23 protein-coding genes are annotated in these 24,360 nt (G+C 62.8%); 14 read left to right on the plus strand and 9 right to left on the minus strand.

The genetic code is table 11. From position 1 onward, the window contains the following. Positions 1-52 precede the first annotated feature (52 nt). Complete coding sequence (gene panD, locus BM160_RS01000) at positions 53-433, minus strand: aspartate 1-decarboxylase (RefSeq protein ID WP_091998988.1); 381 nt, start codon at positions 431-433, stop codon at positions 53-55. Between the two features lie 162 nt (positions 434-595). On the opposite strand from panD, the gene nadC reads away from it, so the two are divergent. From nadC to pabB, 3 genes are all read left to right on the plus strand, one after another. After that, positions 596-1,471, plus strand: a complete 876-nt coding sequence (gene nadC / locus BM160_RS01005; protein ID WP_091998990.1) for a carboxylating nicotinate-nucleotide diphosphorylase — start codon at positions 596-598, stop codon at positions 1,469-1,471. Further along, positions 1,471-2,577, plus strand: coding sequence for a quinolinate synthase NadA (nadA, locus tag BM160_RS01010; protein ID WP_091998993.1), 1,107 nt, complete (start codon positions 1,471-1,473; stop codon positions 2,575-2,577). The genes nadC and nadA overlap by 1 nt, the downstream gene beginning before the upstream one ends. A gap of 67 nt (positions 2,578-2,644) precedes the next feature. After that, the gene (pabB, locus tag BM160_RS01015) at positions 2,645-4,393 is read left to right on the plus strand and encodes an aminodeoxychorismate synthase component I (RefSeq protein ID WP_091998996.1); all 1,749 of its coding nucleotides are present in this window, start codon (positions 2,645-2,647) and stop codon (positions 4,391-4,393) included. Between the two features lie 89 nt (positions 4,394-4,482). Here pabB and BM160_RS01020 read toward each other — a convergent pair whose 3' ends face one another. Further along, positions 4,483-5,271 carry an IclR family transcriptional regulator gene (locus BM160_RS01020; RefSeq protein WP_091998999.1) on the minus strand — a complete coding sequence of 263 codons (789 nt, stop codon included), beginning with the start codon at positions 5,269-5,271 and terminating at the stop codon, positions 4,483-4,485. A 176-nt stretch (positions 5,272-5,447) separates the two neighbouring features. Here BM160_RS01020 and BM160_RS01025 point away from each other — a divergent pair, with 176 nt between their 5' ends. The 5 genes from BM160_RS01025 to pssA all read left to right on the plus strand — a co-directional run bounded on the left by BM160_RS01025 (position 5,448) and on the right by pssA (position 10,879). Then, complete coding sequence (locus tag BM160_RS01025; RefSeq protein WP_091999002.1) at positions 5,448-7,157, plus strand: FAD-dependent oxidoreductase; 1,710 nt, start codon at positions 5,448-5,450, stop codon at positions 7,155-7,157. Positions 7,158-7,214: 57 nt separating this feature from the next. Continuing rightward, positions 7,215-8,177 (plus strand): MBL fold metallo-hydrolase, encoded by a 963-nt coding sequence (locus BM160_RS01030; protein ID WP_091999006.1) that lies wholly within the window; start codon positions 7,215-7,217, stop codon positions 8,175-8,177. A gap of 109 nt (positions 8,178-8,286) precedes the next feature. Next, positions 8,287-9,243: a Bug family tripartite tricarboxylate transporter substrate binding protein gene (locus tag BM160_RS01035; RefSeq protein ID WP_177218870.1), complete on the plus strand. Its 957-nt coding sequence runs from the start codon at positions 8,287-8,289 to the stop codon at positions 9,241-9,243. Between the two features lie 15 nt (positions 9,244-9,258). Next, the gene (locus tag BM160_RS01040; RefSeq protein WP_255368515.1) at positions 9,259-10,101 is read left to right on the plus strand and encodes an amidohydrolase family protein; all 843 of its coding nucleotides are present in this window, start codon (positions 9,259-9,261) and stop codon (positions 10,099-10,101) included. A 151-nt stretch (positions 10,102-10,252) separates the two neighbouring features. Beyond that, complete coding sequence (gene pssA / locus BM160_RS01045; protein ID WP_091999012.1) at positions 10,253-10,879, plus strand: CDP-diacylglycerol--serine O-phosphatidyltransferase; 627 nt, start codon at positions 10,253-10,255, stop codon at positions 10,877-10,879. A 22-nt stretch (positions 10,880-10,901) separates the two neighbouring features. Here the strand turns inward: pssA and BM160_RS01050 are convergent, their stop codons facing one another. Beyond that, positions 10,902-11,150, minus strand: coding sequence for a DUF3297 family protein (locus BM160_RS01050; RefSeq protein WP_091999015.1), 249 nt, complete (start codon positions 11,148-11,150; stop codon positions 10,902-10,904). Here BM160_RS01050 and BM160_RS22475 point away from each other — a divergent pair. Continuing rightward, on the plus strand, positions 11,149-11,298 hold the full coding sequence (locus BM160_RS22475) for a hypothetical protein (protein ID WP_177218871.1): 150 nt from the start codon (positions 11,149-11,151) through the stop codon (positions 11,296-11,298). The two genes, BM160_RS01050 and BM160_RS22475, sit on opposite strands and share 2 nt — an antisense overlap. Here BM160_RS22475 and BM160_RS01055 read toward each other — a convergent pair. The 4 genes from BM160_RS01055 to BM160_RS01070 all read right to left on the minus strand — a co-directional run bounded on the left by BM160_RS01055 (position 11,277) and on the right by BM160_RS01070 (position 14,529). Then, positions 11,277-11,636 carry a 5-carboxymethyl-2-hydroxymuconate Delta-isomerase gene (locus BM160_RS01055; protein WP_091999018.1) on the minus strand — a complete coding sequence of 120 codons (360 nt, stop codon included), beginning with the start codon at positions 11,634-11,636 and terminating at the stop codon, positions 11,277-11,279. The genes BM160_RS22475 and BM160_RS01055 overlap by 22 nt on opposite strands. Positions 11,637-11,660: 24 nt before the next feature. Then, entirely contained in the window at positions 11,661-13,301 is a 1,641-nt protein-coding gene (gene nadB, locus BM160_RS01060; RefSeq protein WP_091999021.1) for an L-aspartate oxidase, read from the minus strand. Positions 13,302-13,346: 45 nt separating this feature from the next. Beyond that, on the minus strand, positions 13,347-14,216 hold the full coding sequence (locus BM160_RS01065; protein WP_091999025.1) for a segregation and condensation protein A: 870 nt from the start codon (positions 14,214-14,216) through the stop codon (positions 13,347-13,349). 94 nt (positions 14,217-14,310) lie between these two features. Beyond that, positions 14,311-14,529, minus strand: coding sequence for a DUF3460 family protein (locus BM160_RS01070; protein WP_091999029.1), 219 nt, complete (start codon positions 14,527-14,529; stop codon positions 14,311-14,313). Between the two features lie 118 nt (positions 14,530-14,647). On the opposite strand from BM160_RS01070, the gene bamE reads away from it, so the two are divergent. After that, the gene (gene bamE, locus BM160_RS01075) at positions 14,648-15,169 is read left to right on the plus strand and encodes an outer membrane protein assembly factor BamE domain-containing protein (RefSeq protein WP_091999032.1); all 522 of its coding nucleotides are present in this window, start codon (positions 14,648-14,650) and stop codon (positions 15,167-15,169) included. Between the two features lie 177 nt (positions 15,170-15,346). Here the strand turns inward: bamE and BM160_RS01080 are convergent, their stop codons facing one another. Then, positions 15,347-17,017, minus strand: coding sequence for a SulP family inorganic anion transporter (locus BM160_RS01080; RefSeq protein ID WP_091999035.1), 1,671 nt, complete (start codon positions 17,015-17,017; stop codon positions 15,347-15,349). A 201-nt stretch (positions 17,018-17,218) separates the two neighbouring features. Here BM160_RS01080 and BM160_RS01085 point away from each other — a divergent pair, with 201 nt between their 5' ends. Beyond that, positions 17,219-19,039 (plus strand): sensor domain-containing diguanylate cyclase, encoded by a 1,821-nt coding sequence (locus tag BM160_RS01085; protein ID WP_255368516.1) that lies wholly within the window; start codon positions 17,219-17,221, stop codon positions 19,037-19,039. On the opposite strand, the gene metG is transcribed toward BM160_RS01085, so the two are convergent. Further along, the gene (gene metG / locus BM160_RS01090; protein ID WP_091999041.1) at positions 19,036-21,144 is read right to left on the minus strand and encodes a methionine--tRNA ligase; all 2,109 of its coding nucleotides are present in this window, start codon (positions 21,142-21,144) and stop codon (positions 19,036-19,038) included. The genes BM160_RS01085 and metG overlap by 4 nt on opposite strands. Before the next feature lie 189 nt (positions 21,145-21,333). On the opposite strand from metG, the gene apbC reads away from it, so the two are divergent. The 3 genes from apbC (at position 21,334) to BM160_RS01105 (ending at position 24,360) form a co-directional block, all read left to right on the plus strand. Further along, entirely contained in the window at positions 21,334-22,425 is a 1,092-nt protein-coding gene (apbC, locus tag BM160_RS01095) for an iron-sulfur cluster carrier protein ApbC (RefSeq protein WP_091999044.1), read from the plus strand. A gap of 28 nt (positions 22,426-22,453) precedes the next feature. Beyond that, positions 22,454-23,404 (plus strand): LysR substrate-binding domain-containing protein, encoded by a 951-nt coding sequence (locus BM160_RS01100; protein ID WP_091999047.1) that lies wholly within the window; start codon positions 22,454-22,456, stop codon positions 23,402-23,404. Positions 23,405-23,586: 182 nt separating this feature from the next. Continuing rightward, positions 23,587-24,360 carry a zinc ribbon domain-containing protein gene (locus BM160_RS01105; RefSeq protein ID WP_177218872.1) on the plus strand — a complete coding sequence of 258 codons (774 nt, stop codon included), beginning with the start codon at positions 23,587-23,589 and terminating at the stop codon, positions 24,358-24,360.

Genomic DNA, 24,360 nt, shown 5'->3' on the forward strand with positions numbered 1-24,360 from the left:
GTAAGGCCGGGCTGCGCTGTGGCGCTGCTGCTGGGCTGGATGCGCTGACGACTCAGGCCATCTGCACCGGAATGGTCGAACGCTCTTCCTGGATGCGGTTGTTGGCGTCGGCAAACACCAGCTTGGGCACGAAGCCTTTGACATGCTCCTCATGGACCTGGGCAAAGGTGGCAATGATGACCAGGTCGCCGACGGAGGCGCGGCGCGCCGCCGAGCCGTTGACCGAGATGATGCGGCTGCCGCGTTCGGCGCGAATCGCGTAGGTGATGAAGCGTTCGCCGTTGTTGATGTTCCAGATGTGAACCTGCTCGTTGTCGGCGATGTTGGCGGCGTCCAGCAGGTCTTCGTCGATGGCGCAGGAGCCTTCGTAATTGAGCTCGCAGTGGGTCACGGCGGCGCGGTGGATTTTCGATTTGAGCAGGGTTCTGAACATGGCGGGAACGGATTGAGGTCAACGAACATGGACTGCCCAAGGATGGTCGGCAGGCCACAATGGAGCTATCGGTTTCCCTGGGGCTGTAACATTGGCGACAGCAACCTAGGGTTTTTAGTTAGTTTAGTGCACTGAACGGTGTGAGTTTTTTTTGAGTGCTTTATGAAAAAGTCTTTTGATTTCTCGGCGCAGGCGGTTGAAGAGCTGGCCCGGGCCGACGTGATGCGTGCGCTGGCCGAGGATGTAGGCAGCGGCGACTTGACAGCCGCCCTGATAGCCCCGGACCGCCAGGCGCGAGCCCGGGTGCTGGCACGGGAAAGCGCCGTGATTTGCGGCGCGGCTTGGGTAGAGGCCGCCATCAGGCAACTGGATCCGCTGGCTACCTTGGTCTGGCATGTGCGTGACGGTGAGCGCTGCGAAGCCAACCAGGTGGTGTTCGAGGTGCAGGCCCAGGCCAGAGCGCTGTTGTCGGCCGAGCGCACAGCGGTAAATTTTTTACAACTTTTAAGCGCTGTTGCAACCAAGACGGCGGTCTATGTTGCCATCGTGGCCGGCACGCGCGCCAAAATTGTCGATACCCGCAAAACCCTGCCCGGCCTGCGGCTGGCGCAAAAATACGCGGTATGTATGGGCGGCGGCACCAATCACCGCGTTGGCCTGTATGACGCGGTACTGATCAAGGAAAACCACATCGCCGCGGCAGGCGGCATCCCGCAGGTTTTGGGGCAGGCCGCCCTGGTGGCGGCAAAGGCAGACTTTGTCCAGATTGAAGTCGAGACGCTGGAGCAGCTGGCCGAGGCGCTGGACGCAGGCGCCCGCATGGTATTGCTGGACAACATGGACCTGGCCACGCTGCATGAAGCGGTGCGCATCAACCAGGAGCGCGCCATTCTGGAAATTTCAGGTGGCGTGACGCTGGACGGCCTGCGCGCGCTGGCTGAAACCGGCGTGGACCGCATTTCCATAGGCACGCTGACCAAGGACGTGCAGGCGATTGATTTTTCTATGCGTCTGGACACCAGCATCGGAGTACTGTGATGACCACCATCAGTGTTGACTATGAGCAACCCGCTGCCGACGCCGTTTGCAGCACCCGCCATGCCTGGGCTCGCGTGCCGGTCGAGCCGACGCAGCCCGAACGTGCGGCGCTGAAGGAGCGCACCCGCGGCCTGCTGAAAAGCCGCAACGCCGTGATGGTGTCGCATTTTTATGTGCATCCGGATCTGCAGGATCTGGCCGAAGAAACCGGCGGCATTGTGTCTGATTCGCTGGAAATGGCGCGCTTTGGTCGCGACCATGCGGCGCAGACGCTGGTGGTGTCGGGCGTGCGCTTCATGGGCGAGACGGCCAAGATATTGTCGCCCGAAAAGCGTGTGCTGATGCCCGATCTGGACGCGACTTGTTCGCTCGATCTGGGCTGCCCGATTGATGAGTTCAAGGCCTTTTGCGATGCCCACCCCGACCGTACCGTGGTGGTCTATGCCAACACCAGCGCCGCCGTGAAGGCGCGCGCCGATTGGGTCGTGACCTCCAGCTGTGCGCTGGACATCGTGCGGGCGCTGAAGGCGCAGGGGCAGAAAATCCTCTGGGCGCCCGATCGCCACCTGGGCGGCTATATACAGCGCGAGACCGGCGCCGATATGGTGTTCTGGAACGGCGCCTGCATCGTGCACGACGAGTTCAAGGCCTTTGAGCTCGAAGCGCTGAAGAAGGAGCACCCGCAGGCCAAGGTGCTGGTGCACCCCGAGTCGCCCGCCGACGTGGTGGCGCTGGCCGATGCCGTGGGCTCGACTTCCGCCATCTTGAAGGCGGCCAAAGAGATGGATGCGCGCGAGTTTATCGTGGCCACCGACAGCGGCATGATGCACAAGCTGCGCACGCTGAATCCCGGCAAGACCTTTGTCGCGGCGCCCACCGCCGGCAACAGCGCCACCTGCAAAAGCTGCGCCCAATGCCCCTGGATGGCCATGAACGGTTTGGCCGGGCTGGCCCAGGTGCTGGAAAGCGGCGCCAACGAAGTGCAGGTTGACCCGGCGCTGGGATTGCGGGCGCGCCTGCCGATTGACCGCATGCTGGCTTTTACGGCGGCGCTGCGTGCGGGACAGGCGACTGCCGCTTTGGTGCCCCATATAGGCGCGGCTTAAAAGGTTTTCTTAGGCGCTCATGTTTTGATAGCTGTCTGCGCTCGTCTGTAAAGCGCTAGAGGCCAATTTGACCATTACTTCACTGATTGACTTCGTGGATCCGCACGACAGTGCGGCGCCACGCCTGCGCCAGGCTTTCGGTGCGCCACGCGAGTTGCTGGTGGCGCATCAGCTGCATGAGGTGCGCGCCGTGCTGGACGCCGTGCAGGCCGCCGCAGAGCAGGGTGCTTGGGTGTTGGGCGCGCTGCGCTACGAAGCCGCGCCGGCCTTTGACGCCGCTTTGCAGACCCGGCCTGCCGATGGCCCGCTGGCCTGGTTTGCGGTGTACGACGAGGCCATGCCCTGGCCCGAGACCAGCGAGCCGCCGCCGGAGCCCACGCTGCACTGGCAAAGCCGGCAAGAGCGGGCCCAGTTCGACGCGGCCTTTGCCGCCATCCAGCAAGCCATCGCCAGGGGCGAGTTCTATCAGGTCAACTACACGGCGCAGCTGCAGGCCACGCTTGAGGGCGGCGGCGCCGCGCCGGCGCGTGCCCTGTTCGCTGCGCTGCAACGCGCGCAGCCGGGCGGCTATGCGGCCTATATCGACATGGGCGACGAGCAACTGCTCAGCGTCTCGCCCGAGCTGTTTTTCGACTGGCGCGGCGCCAGCCTGCTGACCCGCCCTATGAAGGGTACGGCGCCGCGCGGCGCCACGCCCGCACAGGATGCCGCGCAGGCCGAATGGCTGCGCAGCTCGCCCAAGGAGCGGGCCGAAAACGTGATGATCGTGGACTTGCTGCGCAATGACGTCTCGCGCATCGCCCAGCCCTTTAGCGTGCAGGTGCCGGCCTTGTTCCATACCCAGGCGCTGCCGGCGGTGTGGCAGATGACCTCCGATGTGCAGGCACGTACCCGCGCCGGCTGCAGCCTGGCCGAGGTGTTTGCCGCGCTCTTTCCCTGCGGCTCCATTACCGGCGCGCCCAAGGTGCGCGCCATGCAGGCGATACGCGCACTGGAAGCCGAGCCGCGCGGCATTTATTGCGGCGCCATTGGCGTGATGCGACCCGGCGGGGCGGCCACCTTTAATGTGCCGATACGCACCGTCACGCTGCGCGGTAGAGAAGCCCGCTGCGGCATAGGCAGCGGCATCACCTCTGGCGCCGAGGCCGACAGCGAATGGCAGGAATGGCGCCACAAGCGGGCTTTTCTGGAGCGCGCCAGCATGCCTTTCGAGCTACTGGAAACCCTGGCGCTGCAGGACGGCCAGCTTCGTCACGTCAGTGCTCACTTGCAACGCATGGCCGGCGCAGCAGCGCATTTTGGCTACCGCTGGGATGAGGCGCAGGCGCGGCAATGCCTGGAGCAGCTGGCGCAAACCCATCCGCAAGGCCTGTGGCGGCTGCGCTTGCTGTTGGGGGCGGCTGGTCAGTTTGGCGCCCAGGCCTACGCCATGGAGGCCTCCGCTTCGGAAGTGTTGCTGCGGCTGGCCGGGCATCCGCTGCTGGAAGCCCACGGAGAATTCGTGCGCTTCAAGACCACCCGCCGCGCCCATTACGAGGCCTTCACGCCCAGCGCGCCCGAGGTGTTTGACACCGTGCTTTGGAATGAGCGGGGCGAGATCACCGAATGCACACGCGGCAACGTCGCCATGCTGATCGACGGCCGCTGGGTTACGCCGTCACTGGCTTGCGGTTTGCTGGCAGGCGTGGGCCGGGCCTTGGCGCTGCAAGAGGGCCGCTTGAGCGAGGCCGTGGTGCGGGTAGAAGATGTGCCCAGGGTGCAGGGTTGGGCCTTTGTGAACAGCTTGCGCGGCTGGATAGCGGCGCGGCTGGTCTGATTCCTGGGGCCGTCATCGCTTTGCTGCGGCGGCTTTGAAGCCGACATCAGGGTTGGCCGGCAACAAGACGGCGGAACCCGAGGCGCCCGCTATTTCGCTGGCGCGGTGACCTGCCCAAGGCGGCGCGAGACCTCTGTGGAGCAAGCCAGCAGCGGCTTGGCGATCGCTCCGTCCCAATTGCTGTCAAACGATGCGGAAGGGCCCATGACCATGATTCCGAGCACGATATGCCCGTCGGCATCAAAGACGGGCGCGCATAGTGCATCGATGCCGGGAATGGGTTGGCCACGGGTGCGGGAAAGGCCGTGCAGACGGGTCTCCGACAGCATTTCTTCGAGCACCTTGCCGGCCAGCGGCGTACCCATGGCCGTGCCATAACTCAAGCGCGTCAGTTCGTCGCTCAACAAGCGCTCAATCGCTTTGGGTGGCATGTAGGCTGCGAACAGCCTTCCCGTTGCCGTGTTGGCGAGCGACATCACGGTGCCGGCCCGCAAGTTCACATGCAGGGGTTGAACCGGCTCCTCCAGGCGCACGATGGTGGGCCCAAGATTGCCCCACACGGCGAGCGCCACGCTCTGCCCGGTTTCCTGTGCCAAGTTCTCAATGAACAGGGTGGCCTCCTTGACCGGGTTCATGCGTTGCAGCCGGGTCAGGCCTAGCTGCAGCGCCAGCGGGCCTAGCTCGTAGTGCCCGGCTTCATTCTGGGTGACGAAGCCGACTTTCAAGAAGCTGACCATATAAGGATGCGCCTTGCCAGCGCTCATGGATGCCGCCTTGGCCAGGTCCTTCAGGGCGACCGGACGCACCTTGCGCGCCAGCTCCAGCAACAAGGCGCTGCCGATTTCGATTGATTGAATGCCGCGCCGGTCTTTTTCCATGGTGGGGATAGGTGTTGAGCTTGAAGCCGCAAGTGTATTCATTTGTATTCATTCGGGTTTTCCCGATTAGATCACGCGTGACATACATAGTCTTATTGATTGATAATATCTAATCAATCGGTAATTATCGAATGAATTTTCAGGCTCAAGCTATTGCACCTAACGGAGTAAACGCAATGACAGAGGAAAGCAGCACTGTTGACGTGCTTGTTGTGGGTACCGGCGCTTCGGGCATGGCGACTGCCATCACGGCGGCTTCGCAAGGGCTCAAGGTGCTGGTGGTCGAAAAAGAAGCTCAATACGGCGGAACCACCGCGCGTTCGGGCGGCTGGCTGTGGGTTCCCGGCACCCATCTGGCGACCGAGCAGGGCATCAACGAAGCCCCGGGTGCGGCCAAGCGCTATCTGAAACATGAGGCGACGACCCACTTTGACGAGGCTCGCGTGGATGCCTTTCTCGAAAATGGTCCCAAGGCTATCGACTTCTTCACGCGTAAGACCTGCGTTCAGTTCAACATGCCTGCCGTATTTCCGGACTACCACGCAGAGGCAGTAGGCGGTCAGATGGGTGGGCGCTCCATGGTGACGCGGCCATTCAACGGACGCGAGCTCGGTCCCCGCATCAAACAGCTGGCGCCACCGCTGCCCGAGTTGACGGTGTTCGGGATGATGTTGGCCTCGGGGCCTGAAATCAAGCATTTCATGCGCGCCTTCAAGTCCGTGGAATCGTTCGCCTTCGTCACCAAGCGCCTGTCCAAGCATTTGCTCGACGTGCTGCTTCATGGACGCGGCATGACCTTGACCAATGGCAACGCGCTCGCCGGCAGGTTGGCGAAGGCGGCCATGGACCTGGAGATTCCGGTCTGGCTTTCGTCGCCGGTCAAAGAGTTGGTGGTCGAAGCCGGCGGCGTGGTGGGGGCGCTCATCCAGCACGAAGGCAAGACCGTCAGGGTCAATGCGTCGCGCGGCGTGGTGCTGGCCTGTGGTGGCTTTCCGCACGATGTGGCGCGCAGAAAGCAGCTGTTTCCGCATGCGCCAAGCGGCAAAGAGCATTATTCGCCTTCACCTGAAAGCAACACAGGCGATGGCCTGCGCCTGGCCGAAGCCGTGGGCGGCCAGGTTGACGGCAGCATTCCGCACGCTGCCGCGTGGGTTCCGGCCTCGGTGACGATACGGGCCAACGGCGGCAAGGGGGTGATGCCTCACTTCATCGATCGCGCCAAGCCGGGGGTGATTGCCGTGGCGCCCAATGGGAAACGCTTCACCAACGAAGGCAATTCCTATCACGACTTTGTGCAGGAGATGGTTGTTGCCTGCCAGGGCGAGCCGGAAGTCGCGGCCTGGCTGTTGTGCGATCACAAGGCGCTGCGCGACTACGGGCTGGGCTGTATCGGCCCGGCGCCCATGCCCATAGGTCGCCACCTCAAGAGTGGCTACTTGAAACGCGGCGCCACCGTGGCAGAACTCGCCAAGAACATCGGTATCCAGCCGGTAACGCTTGAAGCCACCGTGCGGGAGTTCAACCGCAGTGCCCGCACCGGCGAAGACCCGGCCTTCGGCAAGGGCAGCAAGGCCTACAACCGCTACCAGGGCGATGCCCTGGTGACGCCCAACCCCTGCGTCGCCCCACTTGAAATGGCCCCTTTTTACGCCATCAAACTGGTGGTTGGCGACATAGGCACGTTCGCCGGCCTGGTGACGGATGAAAAGACGCGGGTGCTCGATGCAGCACGCCAGCCGATCAAGGGTTTGTATGCCGTCGGTAATGACGCGGCCAGCGTGATGGGCGGCAACTACCCCGGAGCGGGCATCACCCTAGGGCCGGCCCTGACCTTTGGCTATGTGGCCGGGCGGCAATTGGCCATGGCCGCCCCCGGCGCCGCTTGAAACCTGTATTGCATCTATTGATTTCTTTCCATTCAACCCACTCAAAGGATTTAGCCAATGACCACCACTAAAAAATTCGCCAGCCAGGCCGACCTGGAAGAAAAGAAAGTCACCTTCAGCCAGATCTCGGAACACGCTTGGGCCTATACCGCAGAGGGTGACCCCAACACCGGCATCATCATCGGCGATGACTGCGTGCTGGTGGCCGACACCCAGGCTACCCCGGCGATGGCGGCCGACGTGGTGCGCCGCATCCGCGAGGTGACCGACAAGCCCATCAAATACGTGGTGCTGACCCACTACCACGCCGTGCGCGTGCTGGGCGCCGCCGCCTATCAGCCGGAACAAATTCTTGCCAGCCAGGATACCTACGACCTGATCGTCGAGCGTGGCGAACAGGACAAGGCCAGCGAGATCGGCCGCTTCCCGCGCCTGTTCCAGAATGTCGAGACCGTGCCGCCAGGCATGACCTGGCCCACCATGACCTTCACCGGCAAGATGACGCTGTGGCTAGGCAAGCTGGAAGTGCAGCTGCTGCAGCTGGGCCGCGGCCACACCAAGGGCGACACGGTGGTCTGGTTGCCGCAGGAGGGCACGCTGCTCGCTGGCGATCTGGTCGAGTTTGGTGCGACACCCTATGCCGGCGATGCCTATTTCAAGGACTGGCCGCAAACGCTGGACAACCTGGCGGCGCTCAAACCCAAGGCGCTGGTACCCGGCCGCGGCGCGGCGCTGACCACCCCCGAAGCAGTGGCCCAGGGCCTGGCCGGAACGCGCGACTTCATTGCCGATGTGTACGCCAGTGTCCAGCAGGGCGTGGCTGCGGGCAAGGACCTGAACGCGGTCTACAAAGAGACCTTCGCCAAGCTCAAGCCCAAGTACGGCCACTGGGTCATCTTCGACCACTGCATGCCTTTCGACGTGACGCGCTGCTACGACGAGGCCACCCAGTACACCGACCCGCGCATCTGGACCGCCGAGCGCGACGTGGAGATGTGGAAGACATTGGAAGGCCAGTAAATCCAAGCCCAGGCCAGGCGCCGTCGGATCGATGGCGCATGACCGAGCGTCACGACAATTCGTAATTATTTTTCCGGATCAGGCAACTCAACCTAGAGGAGATATTGAAATGAGGTCACTTGTAAAAACCCTGCTGGGTTTACTGTTCACCAGTGCTTGCACTATGGCTATGGCTGCGGCTTATCCGGAGCGACCGGTCAAGCTGATCGTGCCGTTTCCCGCTGGCTCACAAACCGACCTGGTGGCGCGAATGGTGGCGCAACAACTCACCACGCAGCTCGGTGGTGCATTTATCGTGGAAAACAAGGCAGGCGCCTCCGGCACCATTGCTGCCTCTCAAGTGGCCAAAGCGGCGCCGGACGGCTACACCCTGCTGGTGACCTCGGCTGCGATACAGGCCATGAACTACAGCCTGCTCAAGGATCCACCCTATAAACCGAATGACTTTGTGGCGCTGGGGCGCGTCGCCTCCACCGGCATGGTGTTGATGGTCAAGTCGGACAGCCCTGTCAAATCCGTCTCGGACCTGGTCGCGCTGGCCCGCTCAAAGCCCGGACAACTGAACGCGGCCTATGGCTCGCCAGGGGCGCAGATTGCGCTGGCGACCTTGGCGCACCATGCCAAGATAGCAACCACCGATGTTCCCTACAAAGGGATTCCCAACGCTGTCATCGACATGTTGGGCGGTCAGATTGACTTCACTTTCGTGGATTTCGGCACCGCATTGGCGCAACTCAAGGGGGGCGGGCTGCGTGCCCTGGCGGTGACGCCGGCGGACGGTTCGGCCCTGATGCAAGACGTGCCGGCATTGGCCAAAATCTATCCGGGTTATTCCTTTACCAGCTGGTATGGCGTGATGGCTCCGGCGAACACCCCCAAAGCCATCCAGGACACGCTCAGCAAAGCGCTGGCGAAATCCATGAGTGATCCGAGTCTGGTGCCAAAAATGGCCACACTGGGGGTGGAACCCGCCATCATGGATGCGGCTCAATTCAGCCCCTACATCGACCGGGAAATCAAGTCCTGGGCCGAAATGATCAAAATCGCAAAAATTCCGAAACAGTAAACAAGGAGAAATAAGTTGTCCAATATCATCGATTTCCGTACCCGTCCGCCGGCCCTGTCGTTCCTGAACGCACGCATCTACACCCGCCCGGATATTCGCGACCGCTTTACCCGGCAGATCGGCTACGAGCCGGCACCCTCGGCAGAAGCGCAGTCCATGGAGCTGTATTTCAAGGAAGCCGAAGAAGCCGGCATCAAGATGGGCGTCTGCGTCGGCCGCAACACCACACTGCTGGGCGCGGTGTCCAACTCGGACGTGGCCTTGTTGGCCAAGCAGCATCCGGGCAAATTTCATCCGGTCGGCTCCATCGAGAGCCAGACTGTGCGCGGCATGTTGGAGCAGTATCAGGAAATGCTGGATCTGGGCATGCGGGTTCTCAATCTGGAGCCCGGCGTGTGGGGGCAACCGCTCTACGCGGACGATCGCATCCTGTACCCGCTGTATGAGCGCTGTGAGGCGGCCGGTGTGGTCGTGCTGATCATGACGGGCGGCAATGCGGGTCCGGACATCACCTACAGCAACCCGGAGCATATTGACCGGGTGGCGGCTGATTTTCCCAAGCTCCAGATCGTGGCGACACACGGCAACTGGCCGCATGTGCAGGAGATTATTCATGTGGCGTTTCGGCGCCCCAATATCTGGGTCAGCCCGGACATGTACCTGAACGAGGCCTTGCCGGGCATGCAAGAGTATCTGGCGGCAGCCCGGGGCTTTCTCCAGGATCGTTTCCTGTTCGGCACGGCTTATCCCATGGCCCCCATGGTTGAGTACACCAAGTGGTTTACCGGTCTGCCTATCCCGGCCCCGGCCATGGACAAAATCTTGCACGGGAATGCGACCCGGCTGCTGGGTCTTTGAGCACCCGGCACGCTTAAGGCAGGCGGGCAAGTGCGGGCGAATTTGAAATTTGACCGAGCTTGAAACCGCTGCCTGGTGCACAGGAAATCGGGCGCCCGCCTGTGCCCGCCAGCTGACATTGTTTGGGGAAAACTAGGGTACGCTGTCTGCCATGAGCTTACCTAAACTGAACAAACCCTTCTCGATGATTCGGGAGTTCCACCTGGCCGACTGGTTCACGCTGGCCAATGCGGTCTGCGGAACCGGGGCCCTGTTTTCCATGATGACCTACCTCCAGGTGGAGGATGTCATGCATGTCTACTTCGCGTGCGGCCTGGTCTTGGCGGCTTTTATCTTCGATGTACTGGATGGCCGGATTGCCCGCTGGCGGCAGAAAACCTCGGCCATGGGGCGCGAGCTTGATTCTCTGGCCGACGTCATTTCCTTTGGCGTGGCCCCGGTGGTGATTGCCTATGGCTGCGGCATGCAGGGCTTGTACGACCGTATTGTCCTGATCTGTTTTGTGGCCTGTGGCGTCTCGCGTCTGGCGCGCTACAACGTGACGGCGGAGTCGCTGTCCGGCGGCAAGGACAAGGTGAAATACTTCGAGGGAACGCCCATCCCCACGTCCTTGTTGCTGGTCCTGGTGATGTTTATCGCGGCCTGGCAAGGCGCGCTGCATGAGTCTTTGTGGTTTGGCAAGTGGTTGTTGGGCGGCTTCACCCTGCACCCGCTGGTGCTGTTGTTCGCACTGTCCGGCTCATTGATGGTCAGCCGCATACGCTTTCCAAAGTTCTGAGCCGGACTTCACCGCAGGTCAATTAACGGTAAAAAGCCTCGACCTTGCCCTTGAGCTTGATCAGCAGCGGATGACCCTTGCGATCCACCGTCTTGCCTGCGGGCACCTTGACCCAGCCTTCGCTGATGCAGTACTCCTCGACATTGAGAAGCTCCTTGTCGTTCAGGCGAATACCCACGTCGCGCTCGAAAACGGCAGCGACGTGATGGGGGCTGCGGGGGTCAACCGACAGGCGATCGGGCAGGGCAGGGGATGGGGTGGTTTCGGTCATGGCTATTTTCTTTATCAATAAAGGTGGACTGCCCTCCATTTTCCAGGATTTGGCCCTGGCCTGGAGCGGCAGCAAAACGGTGAAGGCGTGCGGCGGGGTGGCGGCTTATGGCCGATTTCTGGCCGACTACAGCCGCTCTTTTACGTAGGAGCCCCGGTCCATGTCCACCAGCTCCACGCTCAGCTGCACCATCACGCCTTCGGGCTTGGGTGTCAGGCGGCGCAGCACGGCGGCAATGCGTGCGGCCAGATCTTTTTTGACCTCGGGCGTACGGCCCGACAGCAGGCGCAACTGGGCGTGCACGAAGGCGCGGGCTGTGGGCGCGGTGCCGATTTCAAAATGTTCCACGGCCAGCAGGCGGGTTTTCAGATCGGTTTCGTTCAGCACTTCGGGGCTGCTGGCCACGGCCTGGTTGAGTTCCTGAAGTAACTGTGCCTGCGGCAAGCCAGTCAGGTTGTTCGAGTATTCGACGATCAGATGGGGCATGTGGGCTCTCCTGGTAATAGTTGACTAAGCCACGGCTGGCGCCAGCACGGTAGGCAGCGCCTGCGGGGCCAGTACGGGATAGTCGCGGCTGAAATGCAGACCGCGGCTTTCATGCCGGCCTTGCGCCGACCGCACGATCAGGTCTGCCACCTGCAACAAATTGCGCAGCTCCAGCAAATCGCGTGTCACGCGGAAATGGGCGTAAAACTCCTGGATTTCCGCGTCCAGCAGGGCAATGCGGTGGGCGGCGCGCTCCAGCCGTTTGCTGGTGCGCACGATGCCGACATAGTTCCACATGAAGCGGCGCAGCTCGTCCCAGTTGTGCGAGATCACCACGGCCTCGTCGGCATCGGTGACCTGGCTTTCGTCCCAGGCGGGCAGCTCGGTGACGCGGCCGGCTGCGCTGGTTTGGGAGGAGGGCGCCGCTTCCTGTGCCTGAATCGCGTCATGGGTGGCACGCGCCAGCACCACGCATTCGACCAGCGAATTGCTGGCCAGTCGGTTGGCGCCGTGCAGGCCGGTGCAGGCGGTTTCGCCAATCGCATACAGGCCGCTCAGGTCGGTGCGCCCGGCCAGGTCGGTCAGCACGCCGCCGCAGGTGTAATGGGCGGCGGGCACCACCGGAATCGCTTGGCTTGTGATGTCTATGCCGAGCTCGGCGCAGCGCTGCAGGATGTTGGGGAAATGCTCTTGCAGGAAGGCCGGGCTCTGGTGCGAGATGTCCAGGTAGACGCAGTCCACGCCGTGCTTTTTCATCTCGAAGTCAATCGCCCTGGCCACCACGTCGCGCGGCGCCAGTTCGGCGCGCGCATCGTGCGCCGGCATGAAGCGCGTGCCACCGGCCTCGGGCGGCAGCAGCAGCTGGCCGCCTTCGCCGCGCACCGCTTCGCTGATCAGGAAGGACTTGGCGTGCGGGTGGTACAGACAGGTCGGGTGGAACTGGATGAACTCCATGTTGCTGACGCGGCAACCGGCGCGCCAGGCGCTGGCAATGCCGTCGCCGGTGGCGGTGTCGGGGTTGGTCGAGTACAGATAGACCTTGCCGGCGCCGCCGGTGGCCAAAATGGTGTGGCCGGCGCTGAAGGTGCGAACCCGGCCGCTGGCCACGTCCAGCACATGGGCGCCGTGGCATTGCTTGCCCTCGCGCTTGAGCTGGCGGTCGGTGATCAGGTCGACCAGCATGTGGTGCTCGAACACCGTGATGTTGGCTGTGCGCCGCAGTTGCTCAAGCAAGGTGCGCTGCACGGCGGCGCCGGTGGCGTCGGTGGCATGCACGATGCGGCGCTGGCTGTGGCCGCCTTCGCGCGTCAGGTGCAGCTCGCCGGGCTTGTCGCTGTCTTCCGAAAAGGGTACGCCGAGCGCGCGCAGCCAGGCGATGGCCTCGGGTGCGCCTTCGACCACGGCGCGCACGGCGGCCGCATCGCACAGTCCGGCGCCGGCAATCAAGGTGTCGCTGACGTGCTGCTCCAGCGTGTCGCCTTCGGCCAGCACGGCGGCCATGCCGCCCTGGGCCCAGCCGCTGGAGCCGTCGCTGAGCTCGCGCTTGGTCAACAGTGCCACGCGGTGCGTGGGGGCCAGCAACAGGGCGGCGGTCAGGCCGGCCAGGCCGCTGCCAATGATGAGGACATCAAAATTGAGTTGTGCCGGAGCTGGCAAACGGGTCATGGCAGGGAGGTCCGAAAAAAGGGTTGGCGTGGCGGCCGGGTCAGGTCAGGTCGGTGTATAGGCCAGGCGCACGTAAATCGGCGCAAAGGACTCGGCCTGGGTGATTTCAAGCAGGCATTCCTTGGCCAGCTCAAGCATGGCAATAAAGGTGACGACCAGCACCGGCATGCCGCGCGAGGTGTCAAACAACTCTTCGAATTCCAGGAACTTGCGGCCCTGCAGCTTGCGCAGCACGATGCTCATGTGCTCGCGCACCGAGAGTTCTTCCCTGGAGATGACATGGTGCTGGACCAGCTTGGCGCGCTTGACGATGGCCTGCCAGGCTTCCTGCAGATCGACCAGGTGGACATCGGGAAAGCGCGGCACCAGCGCCTGTTCCACATGGACTTGCGCGCGCAGGAAGTCGCGCCCGTATTGCGGCACCTCATTGAGCTGCCGGGCGGCCAGCTTGATCTGCTCGTAGACCAGCAGGCGGCGCACCAGCTCGGCGCGCGGGTCTTCGGCCTCTTCGCCTTCGGCGGTCTTTTTGGGCGGCAGCAGCATGCGCGACTTGATCTCGATCAGCATCGCCGCCATCAGCAGATATTCGGCCGCCAGCTCCAGGTTGGTGGCGCGGATTTCATCGACATAGGTCAGGTATTGGCGCGTCACCGCCGCCATCGGGATGTCCAGAATGTTGAAGTTCTGCTTGCGTATCAGGTAGAGCAGCAAGTCCAGCGGGCCTTCAAAGGCCTCCAGAAACACCTGCAGCGCGTCCGGAGGGATGTACAAATCCTGCGGCATGGCAAACAGCGGCTCGCCATACAGGCGGGCCAGGGCGATCTGGTCAATCAGCGTCGGCAGGTCGGCAGACAGCTCCGATTCGACGGCCGGTGGCAGCTCCTGGGGCGCTGGCGGGAAGGTGGTGTGGGACATGAAGGCTGCGGTTTGGGCCAGGCTGGGTCAATAGTTGCTATTAAAAATATAGCTTCTAACGACCGACCTGTATGGGTTGCAGGCCTTTTTTATCTTATTTTCCGTTGGGGTGGCTGCTGGTGCCGTAGACATAGGGCTGCTGCGGCACGCGGGCTTCGCTGTACTCGGCCTGCTCGCTCAGGCTCAGCTTTTTGTCCCACAGCAGGGCACGGCCGGCGCGCTGCTCGGCTTCCAGTGTGGGCTTGTTGGTTTTGAGCTGTTCAATGAACTGGGTGACTTCCGAGGTGTAGTCGGGACGGCGAAAAATGGACATGGGTCTAAACTGCCTTAAACGTATAGTGTGCTGATTTTACCGGGGGACTGCCTTGCACTTGCTGTTACGCCCATCCGTGGATTTTTCATTGGCTTATTTACTCAGGACGTTTGTCTGTATGGGACTGTTGTCATTGGTGTTGGGCTTGCTGGGCTGCGACTCGCAGCGCATTGCCGAGCTGGAGGAGGGCGTGTCCACCGAGGCCGATGTGCGGGCCCGCTTTGGCGAGCCGGAGAAAATCTGGGAAGCGGCCGACATGGCTTCGCTGCCGCTGCCCGGCGCGGCGGCCGCAGCCGGCGCCCGCACCTTGGAATACAACCGCCAGCCGCAAGGCCAGGTCAATTACATGATCACCATTGGCCCTGACGGCAAGATGAGCGCGCTGCGCCAGGTCTTGAATCCGCAGAACTTTGCCAAGGTGCTGCCCGGCATGTCCATGGAGCAGGTGCGAAAAATGCTGGGCAAACCGATGAAGATAACGCCCTATGCGCAGAAGCAGGAAACGCATTACGACTGGCGCTATCTCAGCCCGCCGTCCACCGCCAGGATATTCACCGTGGTGTTTGACCCGGACTGGCGCGTGACCGCCACGATGTCGGTGGATGAGGAAAGCATCAGCCCCAAGGGCGGCAATCGCTAAGAGCCGCTAGCAAAACCCTCCTGGCGTCGTTGTGCCGTCTTGCCGTGCTGCAGCACTGTCTGCGGCGACACGCCTAGCCAGGACCGCTGCGCTGGGTTTTGTTAGTGGCTCTAAGCCGAAAATTCAAGAAAAATATGGCCGTAGCCCTTGATGGCTGGGCGGTACTAGCTACTATTTTTATAGTGACTCAACCTTGGCCAGAAAGCCGGAACGTTCCATCTTGGCCTTGGGCTGCGCATTGAGCCCGGCCAGCACCAGACGGCCGCCGCGCGCCACGATGGCCTTGTGCAGTTGTTCCAGCACATCCAGCCCCGAGACATCGAGTGACTGCAGCGACTGCAGATCCAGCCGCACCCGCAGCCCTTGTGGCGCGTTTTCCACCGCCGTCAGAATCGGGTCCAGCTTGGCCACCGCGCCAAAAAACAGCGAGCCATAGAGCTCAAAGCTGACCGCGTCCGCGCTGCGCGAGGTTTCCACCACCTGGAACAGCGAGCTCATGCGCCGCACAAACAGCACGCAGGCCAGGATCAGGCCGACCTGCAGGGCCACGGTCAGGTCAAAAATCACCGTCAGCAAAAACGTTCCCAGCATGATGAGCCGGTGGTGGCTGCTGGCGCGCCGCAGCCTGGCGAACTCGCGCCACTCGCCCATGTTCCAGGCCACGTACAGCAAGATGCCGGCCAGCACCGCCAGCGGCACATGCACGGCCAGCGGCGCCGCCACCAGTACCACCGCCACCAAGGTGAGCGAATGCACCAGGCCGGCAATCGGCGAGGTGGCGCCGGCCCGCACATTGGTCACGGTGCGGGCAATCGTGCCGGTGGCCGGCATGCCGCCAAAAAACGGCACGACAAAATTGGCCAGGCCCTGGGCCATCAGCTCCTGGTTGGGGTCGTGCCGGGGCAGGCCCGAGATCTGGTCGGCGACGCGCGCGCACAGCAGCGACTCGACCGCGCCCAGCAAGGCAATCGTGATGGTGGGTGCCAGCAACAGCCTGACCGTCGCCCAAGAGAAATCCGGCAATGCAAAGTCGGGCAGGGCGCGTGGAATGCCGCCAAAGCGCGTGCCTATGGTTTCCACCGGCAAGTGCAGCAGATAGGCCAAGAGCGTCAGCGTGAGCAGCGCCACCATGGGGCCGGGCAGGCGCGAGGCCAGGTGCGTGGCGCGCTTGAGCGGCAAGCCCTTGCCGGCCTGAAGCAGCTGGGCCAGGCGTGCGGTGAAGGGGCTGGCCTGGCGCGTTGCGGTGTCAAACAGCCGCTGCCAGAGCAGCAGGCCGAGCAGGCAGGCCAGGCCCAGACCGAGCGCGTAGAGGTTGAGCGTGTCGATGTGTTCGCCAATGGCGCCCAGCTGTGAGAAGAAATCGGCCGGCATTTTGGCGATGCTCAAGCCCAGCAAGTCCTTGATTTGCGACAGCGCGATCAGCACCGCAATGCCGTTGGTAAAGCCCACCACGATGCTGATGGGCACATAGCGCACCAGCACGCCGAGCTTGAAAAAGCCCAGCAAAAACAGCAACACGCCGGCGCAGGCCGTGGAAATCAGCAAGTTGGCCAGGCCGTAGCGCTCAAGAATGCCATAGACGATGACGATAAAGGCGCCCGCCGGCCCGCCTATCTGCACCGCCGAGCCGCCCAGCAGCGCGATCAAGGCGCCGGCAATGATGGCGGTCCAGATGCCGGCTTCGGGTTTGAGCCCGGAGGCAATCGCAAAGGCCATGGCCAACGGCAAGGCCACAATGCCCACGGTCAGGCCAGCGCCGGCATCCTTCCAAAGTCGTTCACGGGTGTAGCCGCTCAGCGCAGACGGCAGGCGGGGGCGAAACGCTGCGAGATAGTCGGGTAATGGCATGAGCGGTCATTGTGCACCCTGGGCCCCCGCCGGCCAGAGGCCTGGCCCCGCAGATGGCAAGCTTGTTGGACACGTAGATGTTCGTTACATTGTTTTCGAGGTGTAAAGTTAAGGCGTCAGGCCTGTGTCACCTGGCGAGGCGAGGCTTGGGGCTGATTTTGGGTTGGTTTTGGGCTCTTTTTTGCCGGTAAGCAGTTGTTATTGGGGAACGTTTTGCGCGGTTTTTGGCATTTGGTTCGCGTATTTTCAGCCTGTCTTGCGGCCGGCCTGCTTGGCTTGCTGCTGCATGGCAGCGCGTTTGCGCAGGCCGCCGGCACAGGGGCTGAAACGCTGGAGCCGCAACTCATTGCCCTGGGGCGCGATACCCATCCATTGCAAGGCACCCGGGGCGAGGGCTGGGTGCTGGTGGATGCGTCGGGCCAAATGACGTTTGAGCAGGTTCGCGCCCAGTTTGCGGCGGGCCAAGGTCGGCGTTTCGCCCTTGGCGAGATCATGCCCACTGGCGGCGGGCGTGTGCTCTGGTTTCAGCTCAAGCTGCCTGCGGTGGCATCGCCCACGCCGCTGCTGCTGTCGGTGCCGCACCCCAATATGGACGGCGTCGATCTGTACCGCCCCATCCCGCCAGCAAACGGCGTCGCACAGTGGCAGGTGCAACGCTCGGGCGACCTGATTCCCGTGGCCCAATGGCCGGTGCGAAACCTCTATCCAGCCTTCGAGCTGGTGCTCATGCCCGGGGAAAGCCAGCCCAGTTATCTGCGCGTGATTCACAGCTATCCGCTCAGCCTGTACTGGACGCTTTCCGAGCCGGACAGTTTTCAGGAAGTCAGCAAGCAAACACATCTGCTGCTGGGCATATATATCGGCCTGGTGCTGCTGATGGCGCTGATCAGCGCGATTCAGGCCTTCGCCTGGTCTGACCGGGTTCATCTCCTGTATGCCGCTTATGTGCTGCTGGTGGCCCTGGGCCAGCTGTCCTTGATGGGGCTGGGCGGTGAATACCTCTGGCCGGCCAATGCCTGGTTGAACGACCACGCACCGGTCACGCTGACGCTGCTTGGCGCCGCCATGCTGCATCTCGTGTTGCGCCAACTCATCGTGAACCGCGATGTGCCCTGGTTGTCCCGCTGGCTGCTGCTCATGGCCTTGCTGGGCGCTCTGGTGGCGCTGGCTTTTGTCACGGTAGGCCGGCATTTTTTGGTGATTTATTCAACGCCGTACTACGTGGCCAGCATGCTGAGCTGGATAGGTGTCGCGGCTTGGTACGCACGGCGCAGGCCCAGGGTGGGCTTGTGGGTGCTGGCGGCCGTGGTCTGCCTGGTGGGCGGCTCGACCTTTCCGGTGCTGCGCATGCTGAGTCTGTCGCCCATGAGCGCGGCCACCCAATATGGCGTGCAGATAGGCGCGGCCCTTGAGCTTCCCCTGCTGCTGATTGCCCTGTATTTTCGTAGCCACGAGAGGCGCAACAACCAGCTGCGGGTTGGCTCCCTGACCCGGGTCGACCCGCTGACCGGCGTGGCCAGCCACAGGGTGCTGTTGCAACGGCTGGCCCAGCTACTGCAGCGTCAGCAGTACGATCCGGCCGTCGGTGCGGTGCTGCTGATTCGCATCAGCAATGCCGCCAGCATTCGCCAGGAATATGGCATGGAGGGGGCGCAAAACGCCGAAGTGCATGCCGGCGACTGCATCACCGGCGTGGCCCAGGAGGGCGATACCGTGGCGCGGCATCGCGACGGCGATTTTGTGCTGCTGCTGCAGGGGCGCGTCACGCATGAGCAACTGAGCACCATAGGGCAGCGCCTGATCGCCCACGGCCTGGCCGATATCCCGGGGCTGCCGTTCAAGACGGCGCTGCAGTTCAAGCTGGCGGTGGCCGAGGCGCCGTTCCAGGTGGCCGATGCCACCCACTTGCTGCTGCTACTGGAGGCCGTGCTGGACGAGCTGGCTGCCCGCCCGGGCACGGCGCTGCGCTTTGTCCGCTGGCCCGATGCCAAGGACACGGCGCCCGCTGAAGCGCCGGTTTAGTGAATCCGCATGCCGGGTGTGGCACCCGGCACCGGCTCCAGCACATAAATGCCGGGTTGGGCTTTTTCGTCGGCGTGGCTGGCGGCCAGCACCATGCCTTCGCTGATACCGAACTTCATCTTGCGCGGCGCCAGATTGGCCACCATGACCGTGTGTTTGCCGATCAGGTCTTCGGGTTTGTAAACCGAGGCGATGCCGCTGAAGACATTGCGCATGTGGCCTTCGCCAGCGTCCAGGGTCAGGCGCAGCAGCTTGGTCGAGCCCTCCACGGCTTCGCAGTTGACGATTTTGGCGATGCGCAAATCGACTTTGGCAAAGTCGTCGATGGTGATGGTGGGGGCAATGTCTTCGCCGCCTGGTGCTATGGTTTCGGTAGCTGATTCCGCAGTGGCGACGGGCGCTGGAGGCTCAAACAATGCTTCAAGCTGCTTGGCGTCGACACGCTGCATGAGGTGTTTGTAATCGCCAATCAGGTGGCCGTTGCCCAGGCTGCTGGCGGCGTCGGCAAAGCACAGCGGGGAGATGTTCAAAAAGGCTTCCACCTGGGTGGCCAGCGCTGGCAGCACCGGCTTGAGGTAGAGCGTCAGCAGGCGGAAGGCCTCGATGCAGACACTGCAGACGTCATGCAGGCGCGCTTCCATGCCTTCCTTCTTGGCGAGTTCCCAGGGCTTGTTCTGGTCCACGTAGGCGTTGACCTGGTCGGCCAGCAGCATGACTTCGCGCTGGGCCTTGGCGTATTCGCGGCTTTCATAGAGCTGCGCTATGGTGGCCGACTGGGCGCGCAGGCTGGCCAGCAGTGTCACGCCGTCGCTTGAGACCTCGCCCAGCTTGCCGTCAAAGCGCTTGGCGATGAAGCCGGCGGCGCGGCTGGCGATGTTGATGAACTTGCCCACCAGGTCGCTGTTGACGCGTGCCATGAAGTCGTCGGCATTGAAGTCGAGGTCTTCGTTGCGGGCATTGAGCTTGGCCGCCAGGTAGTAGCGCAGCCATTCGGGGTTCATGCCCAGGCTCAGGTACTTGAGCGGGTCCAGGCCGGTACCGCGGCTCTTGCTCATCTTCTCGCCGTTGTTCACCGTGAGGAAGCCGTGCACAAAGATGTTGTCGGGCGTCTTGCGGCCGCTGAAATGCAGCATGGCGGGCCAGAACAGGGTGTGGAAGGTGACGATGTCCTTGCCGATGAAGTGGTACTGCTCCAGGCCGGGCTGGGCCATGTAGTCGTCATAGCTCTGGCCGCGTTTTTCCAGCAGGTTTTTCAGCGACGCCAGGTAGCCGACCGGTGCGTCCAGCCAGACATAAAAGTATTTGCCCGGCGCGTCGGGAATTTCGATGCCGAAGTAAGGCGCGTCGCGGCTGATGTCCCAGTCGCCCAGGCCCTCGGAGGTGCTGCCGTCGGGGTTGGTGCGCACCGAGAACCACTCCTTGACCTTGTTGGCCACCTCGGGCTGCAGCCGAGGCTTGCCGGACTCATCTGGTCCTTGCGTCCACTGCTGCAGGAACTCGACGCAGCGCGGATCAGAGAGCTTGAAGAAGAGATGCTCCGAGCTTTTCAGCACCGGCACCGCGCCCGACAGGGCGGAAAACGGGTTGATCAGGTCGGTCGGGGCATAGACCGCGCTGCAGACTTCGCAGTTGTCGCCGTACTGATCCTTGCTGTGGCATTTGGGGCATTCGCCCTTGATGAAACGATCGGGCAGGAACATGTTCTTTTCGGGGTCAAAGAACTGCTCAATGGTCTTGCTCTCGATCAGCGAGCCATCCGGGTTGTCACGCAGGTCGCGGTAAATCTGCCGCGCCAACTCGTGGTTTTCCGGCGAATCGGTGCAGCTCCAGTTGTCAAAGCTGATGTGAAAGCCGTCCAAATAGGGCTGGCGGCCGGCCGCGATGTCGGCGACGAATTGCTGCGGCGTCTTGCCGGCTTTTTCGGCGGCAATCATGATGGGCGCGCCGTGGGCGTCGTCGGCGCCGCAGAAGTTCACCTCGTTGCCCTGCATTCGCTGAAAGCGCACCCAGATATCGGCCTGGATGTACTCCATGATGTGGCCAATGTGGAAATTGCCGTTGGCGTAGGGAAGGGCGGTGGTGACAAACAGGCGGCGCTGGGACATATGAAGGTCTTTAAGGCTTTAGAGGGCTAACCCGCGATTTTAAGTCGTTCGGCCCAGACGGCCCCTTGGCAAGTCCCCATGACCCCATGACTGGCGCCGCGGCGTTAGACTTCCAGACAACCCCAGCGGCAGCCGCAGCATGCAAAAAGCACCGGCCTGCCTTGTCAGATTTAATCGGAGACTCCCCAGATGGCTGTAGAGCAACAGGCAATTTTGAATGCGCTGCAAAGCGTTCTAGATCCCAACACGGGCAAGGACTTTGTCAGCACCAAGGCCTTGAAGAACCTGCAAATCAGCGGCGACGAGGTGTCGTTCGAGGTGGAGCTGGGCTACCCCGCCAAGAGCCAGATTCCGGGCTTTCGCAAGAGCCTGATTGCTGCCGCCAAGGGCGTAGCCGGTGTCGGCAATGTGTCGGTCAACGTCATCAGCAAGATCGCCAGCCACAGCGTGCAGCGCGGCGTGCAGCTGCTGCCCAATGTGAAGAACATCATCGCCGTGGCCTCCGGCAAGGGCGGCGTGGGCAAAAGCACCACCGCCGTCAATCTGGCGCTGGCCCTGGCTGCCGAAGGCGCCAGCGTCGGCTTGCTCGATGCCGATATCTACGGCCCCAGCCAGCCCATGATGATGGGCATAGAAGGCCGGCCCGAGAGCATTGACGGCAAAAACATGGAGCCCATGGAAAACTACGGCATCCAGGTCATGTCCATAGGCTTTCTGGTGGCCCAGGACGAGGCCATGATCTGGCGCGGCCCCATGGCCACCCAGGCGCTGGAGCAGCTGCTGCGCCAGACCAACTGGAAAGACCTGGACTACCTGATTGTTGACATGCCGCCGGGCACCGGCGACATCCAGCTCACATTGAGCCAGCGCGTGCCCATGACGGGTGCCGTCATTGTCACCACGCCGCAGGACATCGCGCTGCTGGACGCCAAAAAAGGCATCAAGATGTTCGAGAAGGTCGGTGTGCCGATTCTGGGCATCGTCGAAAACATGGCGGTGCATATCTGCAGCAATTGCGGCCACGCCGAGCATATTTTTGGCGAAGGCGGCGGCAAAAAAATGGCCGCCGACTACAAGATGGACTACCTGGGCGCGCTGCCGCTGGACATGCAGATCCGCCTGCAGGCCGACAACGGCCGACCCACGGTGGTGGCCGATCCCGACGGCGATGTGGCAGCCATTTACAAGGCGGTAGCACGCAAGATGGCGATCACGGTGGCGGCCAAGGCGAAAGACTTTTCGGCCAAGTTCCCGACCATCACGATTTCGAAAAACACCTGACACAGGGCCCAGCCTTTAGGCCACGCGGATGAATCTGCTGACATCACTGCGCTACCTGGTCGCCCTGAGTGAGCACAGACATTTCGCGCGGGCGGCGCAGGCCTGCCACATCACCCAGCCGGCGCTGTCCAACGCCTTGCGGGCGCTGGAAAAGGAATTCGGCACGCCCATCGTCAAGCGCGCCCGCAGCTACGCCGGCCTGACGCCCGAAGGCGAACGCGTGCTGGCCAGCGCCCGGCGCATGCTGCATGAGCATGTGCTGCTGCAGCAGGAGCTCGCCAGCAGCGCCGACCAGCCGCGCGGCCGCTTGCAACTGGGGGTGGTGCCGACGGCGGTGCCGGTGGCTGCGCGCTTTGCCGCCATGCTGCAGGCCGCGCATCCGGGCATCGCGCCGGTGGTGCGCTCCCTGAGCTCGCAGGAGATTGAAGAGGGTCTGGACAATCTTTCGCTGGATCTGGCGCTGGGGTTCACCGACCGGCTGGCCCAGGCCGGCCACTTCGCCGTGCTGCCGCAATACGCCGAGCATTATTTTCTGGTGCGCCGCCGGAAAAATGCCGCCCATGCCAAGGGTGCAAAACTGCACATTGGCGCGGCCATGCGCTGGCTGGACGCCGCGCAAAAGCCTCTGTGCCTGCTGACACCCGAGATGCACAACCGCAGCCTGGTGGACCGCGCTTTTGCCGCCGTGGGCGCCACCGTCCAGCCGGTCATGGAAACCAATTCGGTGCTGACCCTGGCCCTGAGCGTGCTGGCCAGCGATGTCTGCAGCGTGCTGCCCGGCGCGCTGGTCGGCGCGGTGCGCAGCCAGGGCGAGCTCGAAGCCTTGCCGCTGGTGGCTCCGGAAATGGTGACGCCCGTGGGCTTTATCCACCTGGCCAACTCCCGCGCTTCGCGGGCGCTGGAGGCGGCGCTGGCGCTGGCCCAAGAGGCACGCTGGCTGCAGCATGCGGCGCAGCACAGCGGCTCACTCAAGCCCTGAGTCACCCGCCTGTCACCGGTCAGGACGACAGATCGGATGAAGCAAAGAGGAGTAATTCCCCCGCTGCCCGATGAGTTGACATTTGGATGGGCATGGGCTCTGATGAATACCGATCCTGATTCCTTATCGTTTGGACGCAACTTCGCTGACTAATTGAAGGTCACCTACTCGGGATGACGTCGATGCCCAGTCTCAAGTGTCTTTTCTGCCAGCATCTCAACCCGGCCGGTGCAATTTTCTGTAACGATTGTGGCGGGCAGTTGAACCTGCAACCTTGCGAACGATGCGGAGCGATTGACAGCCGATCCGCGAGGAAGTGCTACAAGTGCGGCGCCGAATTCCCTCTGCCTGCGGCAGCGGGGCTTAACCCCTTGCTCGCGCCAACGATCCCTGAAAAAGCGTTCGCTTATTCAACATTGGACGAGGCCGGAGCCGCGGGCCAGGAGGTTGCGCACCCGCACCCTGGGCTGAGCTACTCGCCGCCTGAACCGCAGCCTGTGGATGACATGCTCGCATCCGAAACGGCTGCGACCGCGACCGTGACCAAGCCGCGACGCAGGCTACCTCTTGCCGTCATTTTGGCCTTGTTGCTCGTGTTGGCGGCAGCGCTGGTGTCCGTCTATTTATATCAAGGGAAGCCTGTGCAGCTCGCGCGCACGCAGGGCCAGAAACAGGACCAGCAACAGGGCGAAAGGCAGGCGGTCACCGACCTGTCCAGCGCGCCCAAGTTGCAAGCCCAGGGCACCGTGCAACAACCCGCGACCGCTACGCTTGAACTTGAAAAAACGCCATCGCTTGCGCCACCCAGCGCTGATGCCGCAGCGGCTGCGCGCCCATTGCCGGTGACCGATGCCGAGGTGAAGGCCCGCCACGACCGGCCTATCGATGAAAAATGTCCGCCAGCCGTCGCAACGCTCGGGCTCTGCAATCCGGATACACAACAGGAGAGGCACTAG

This window comes from Polaromonas sp. OV174 (assembly GCF_900112285.1).
Taxonomy (GTDB): domain Bacteria; phylum Pseudomonadota; class Gammaproteobacteria; order Burkholderiales; family Burkholderiaceae_C; genus Polaromonas.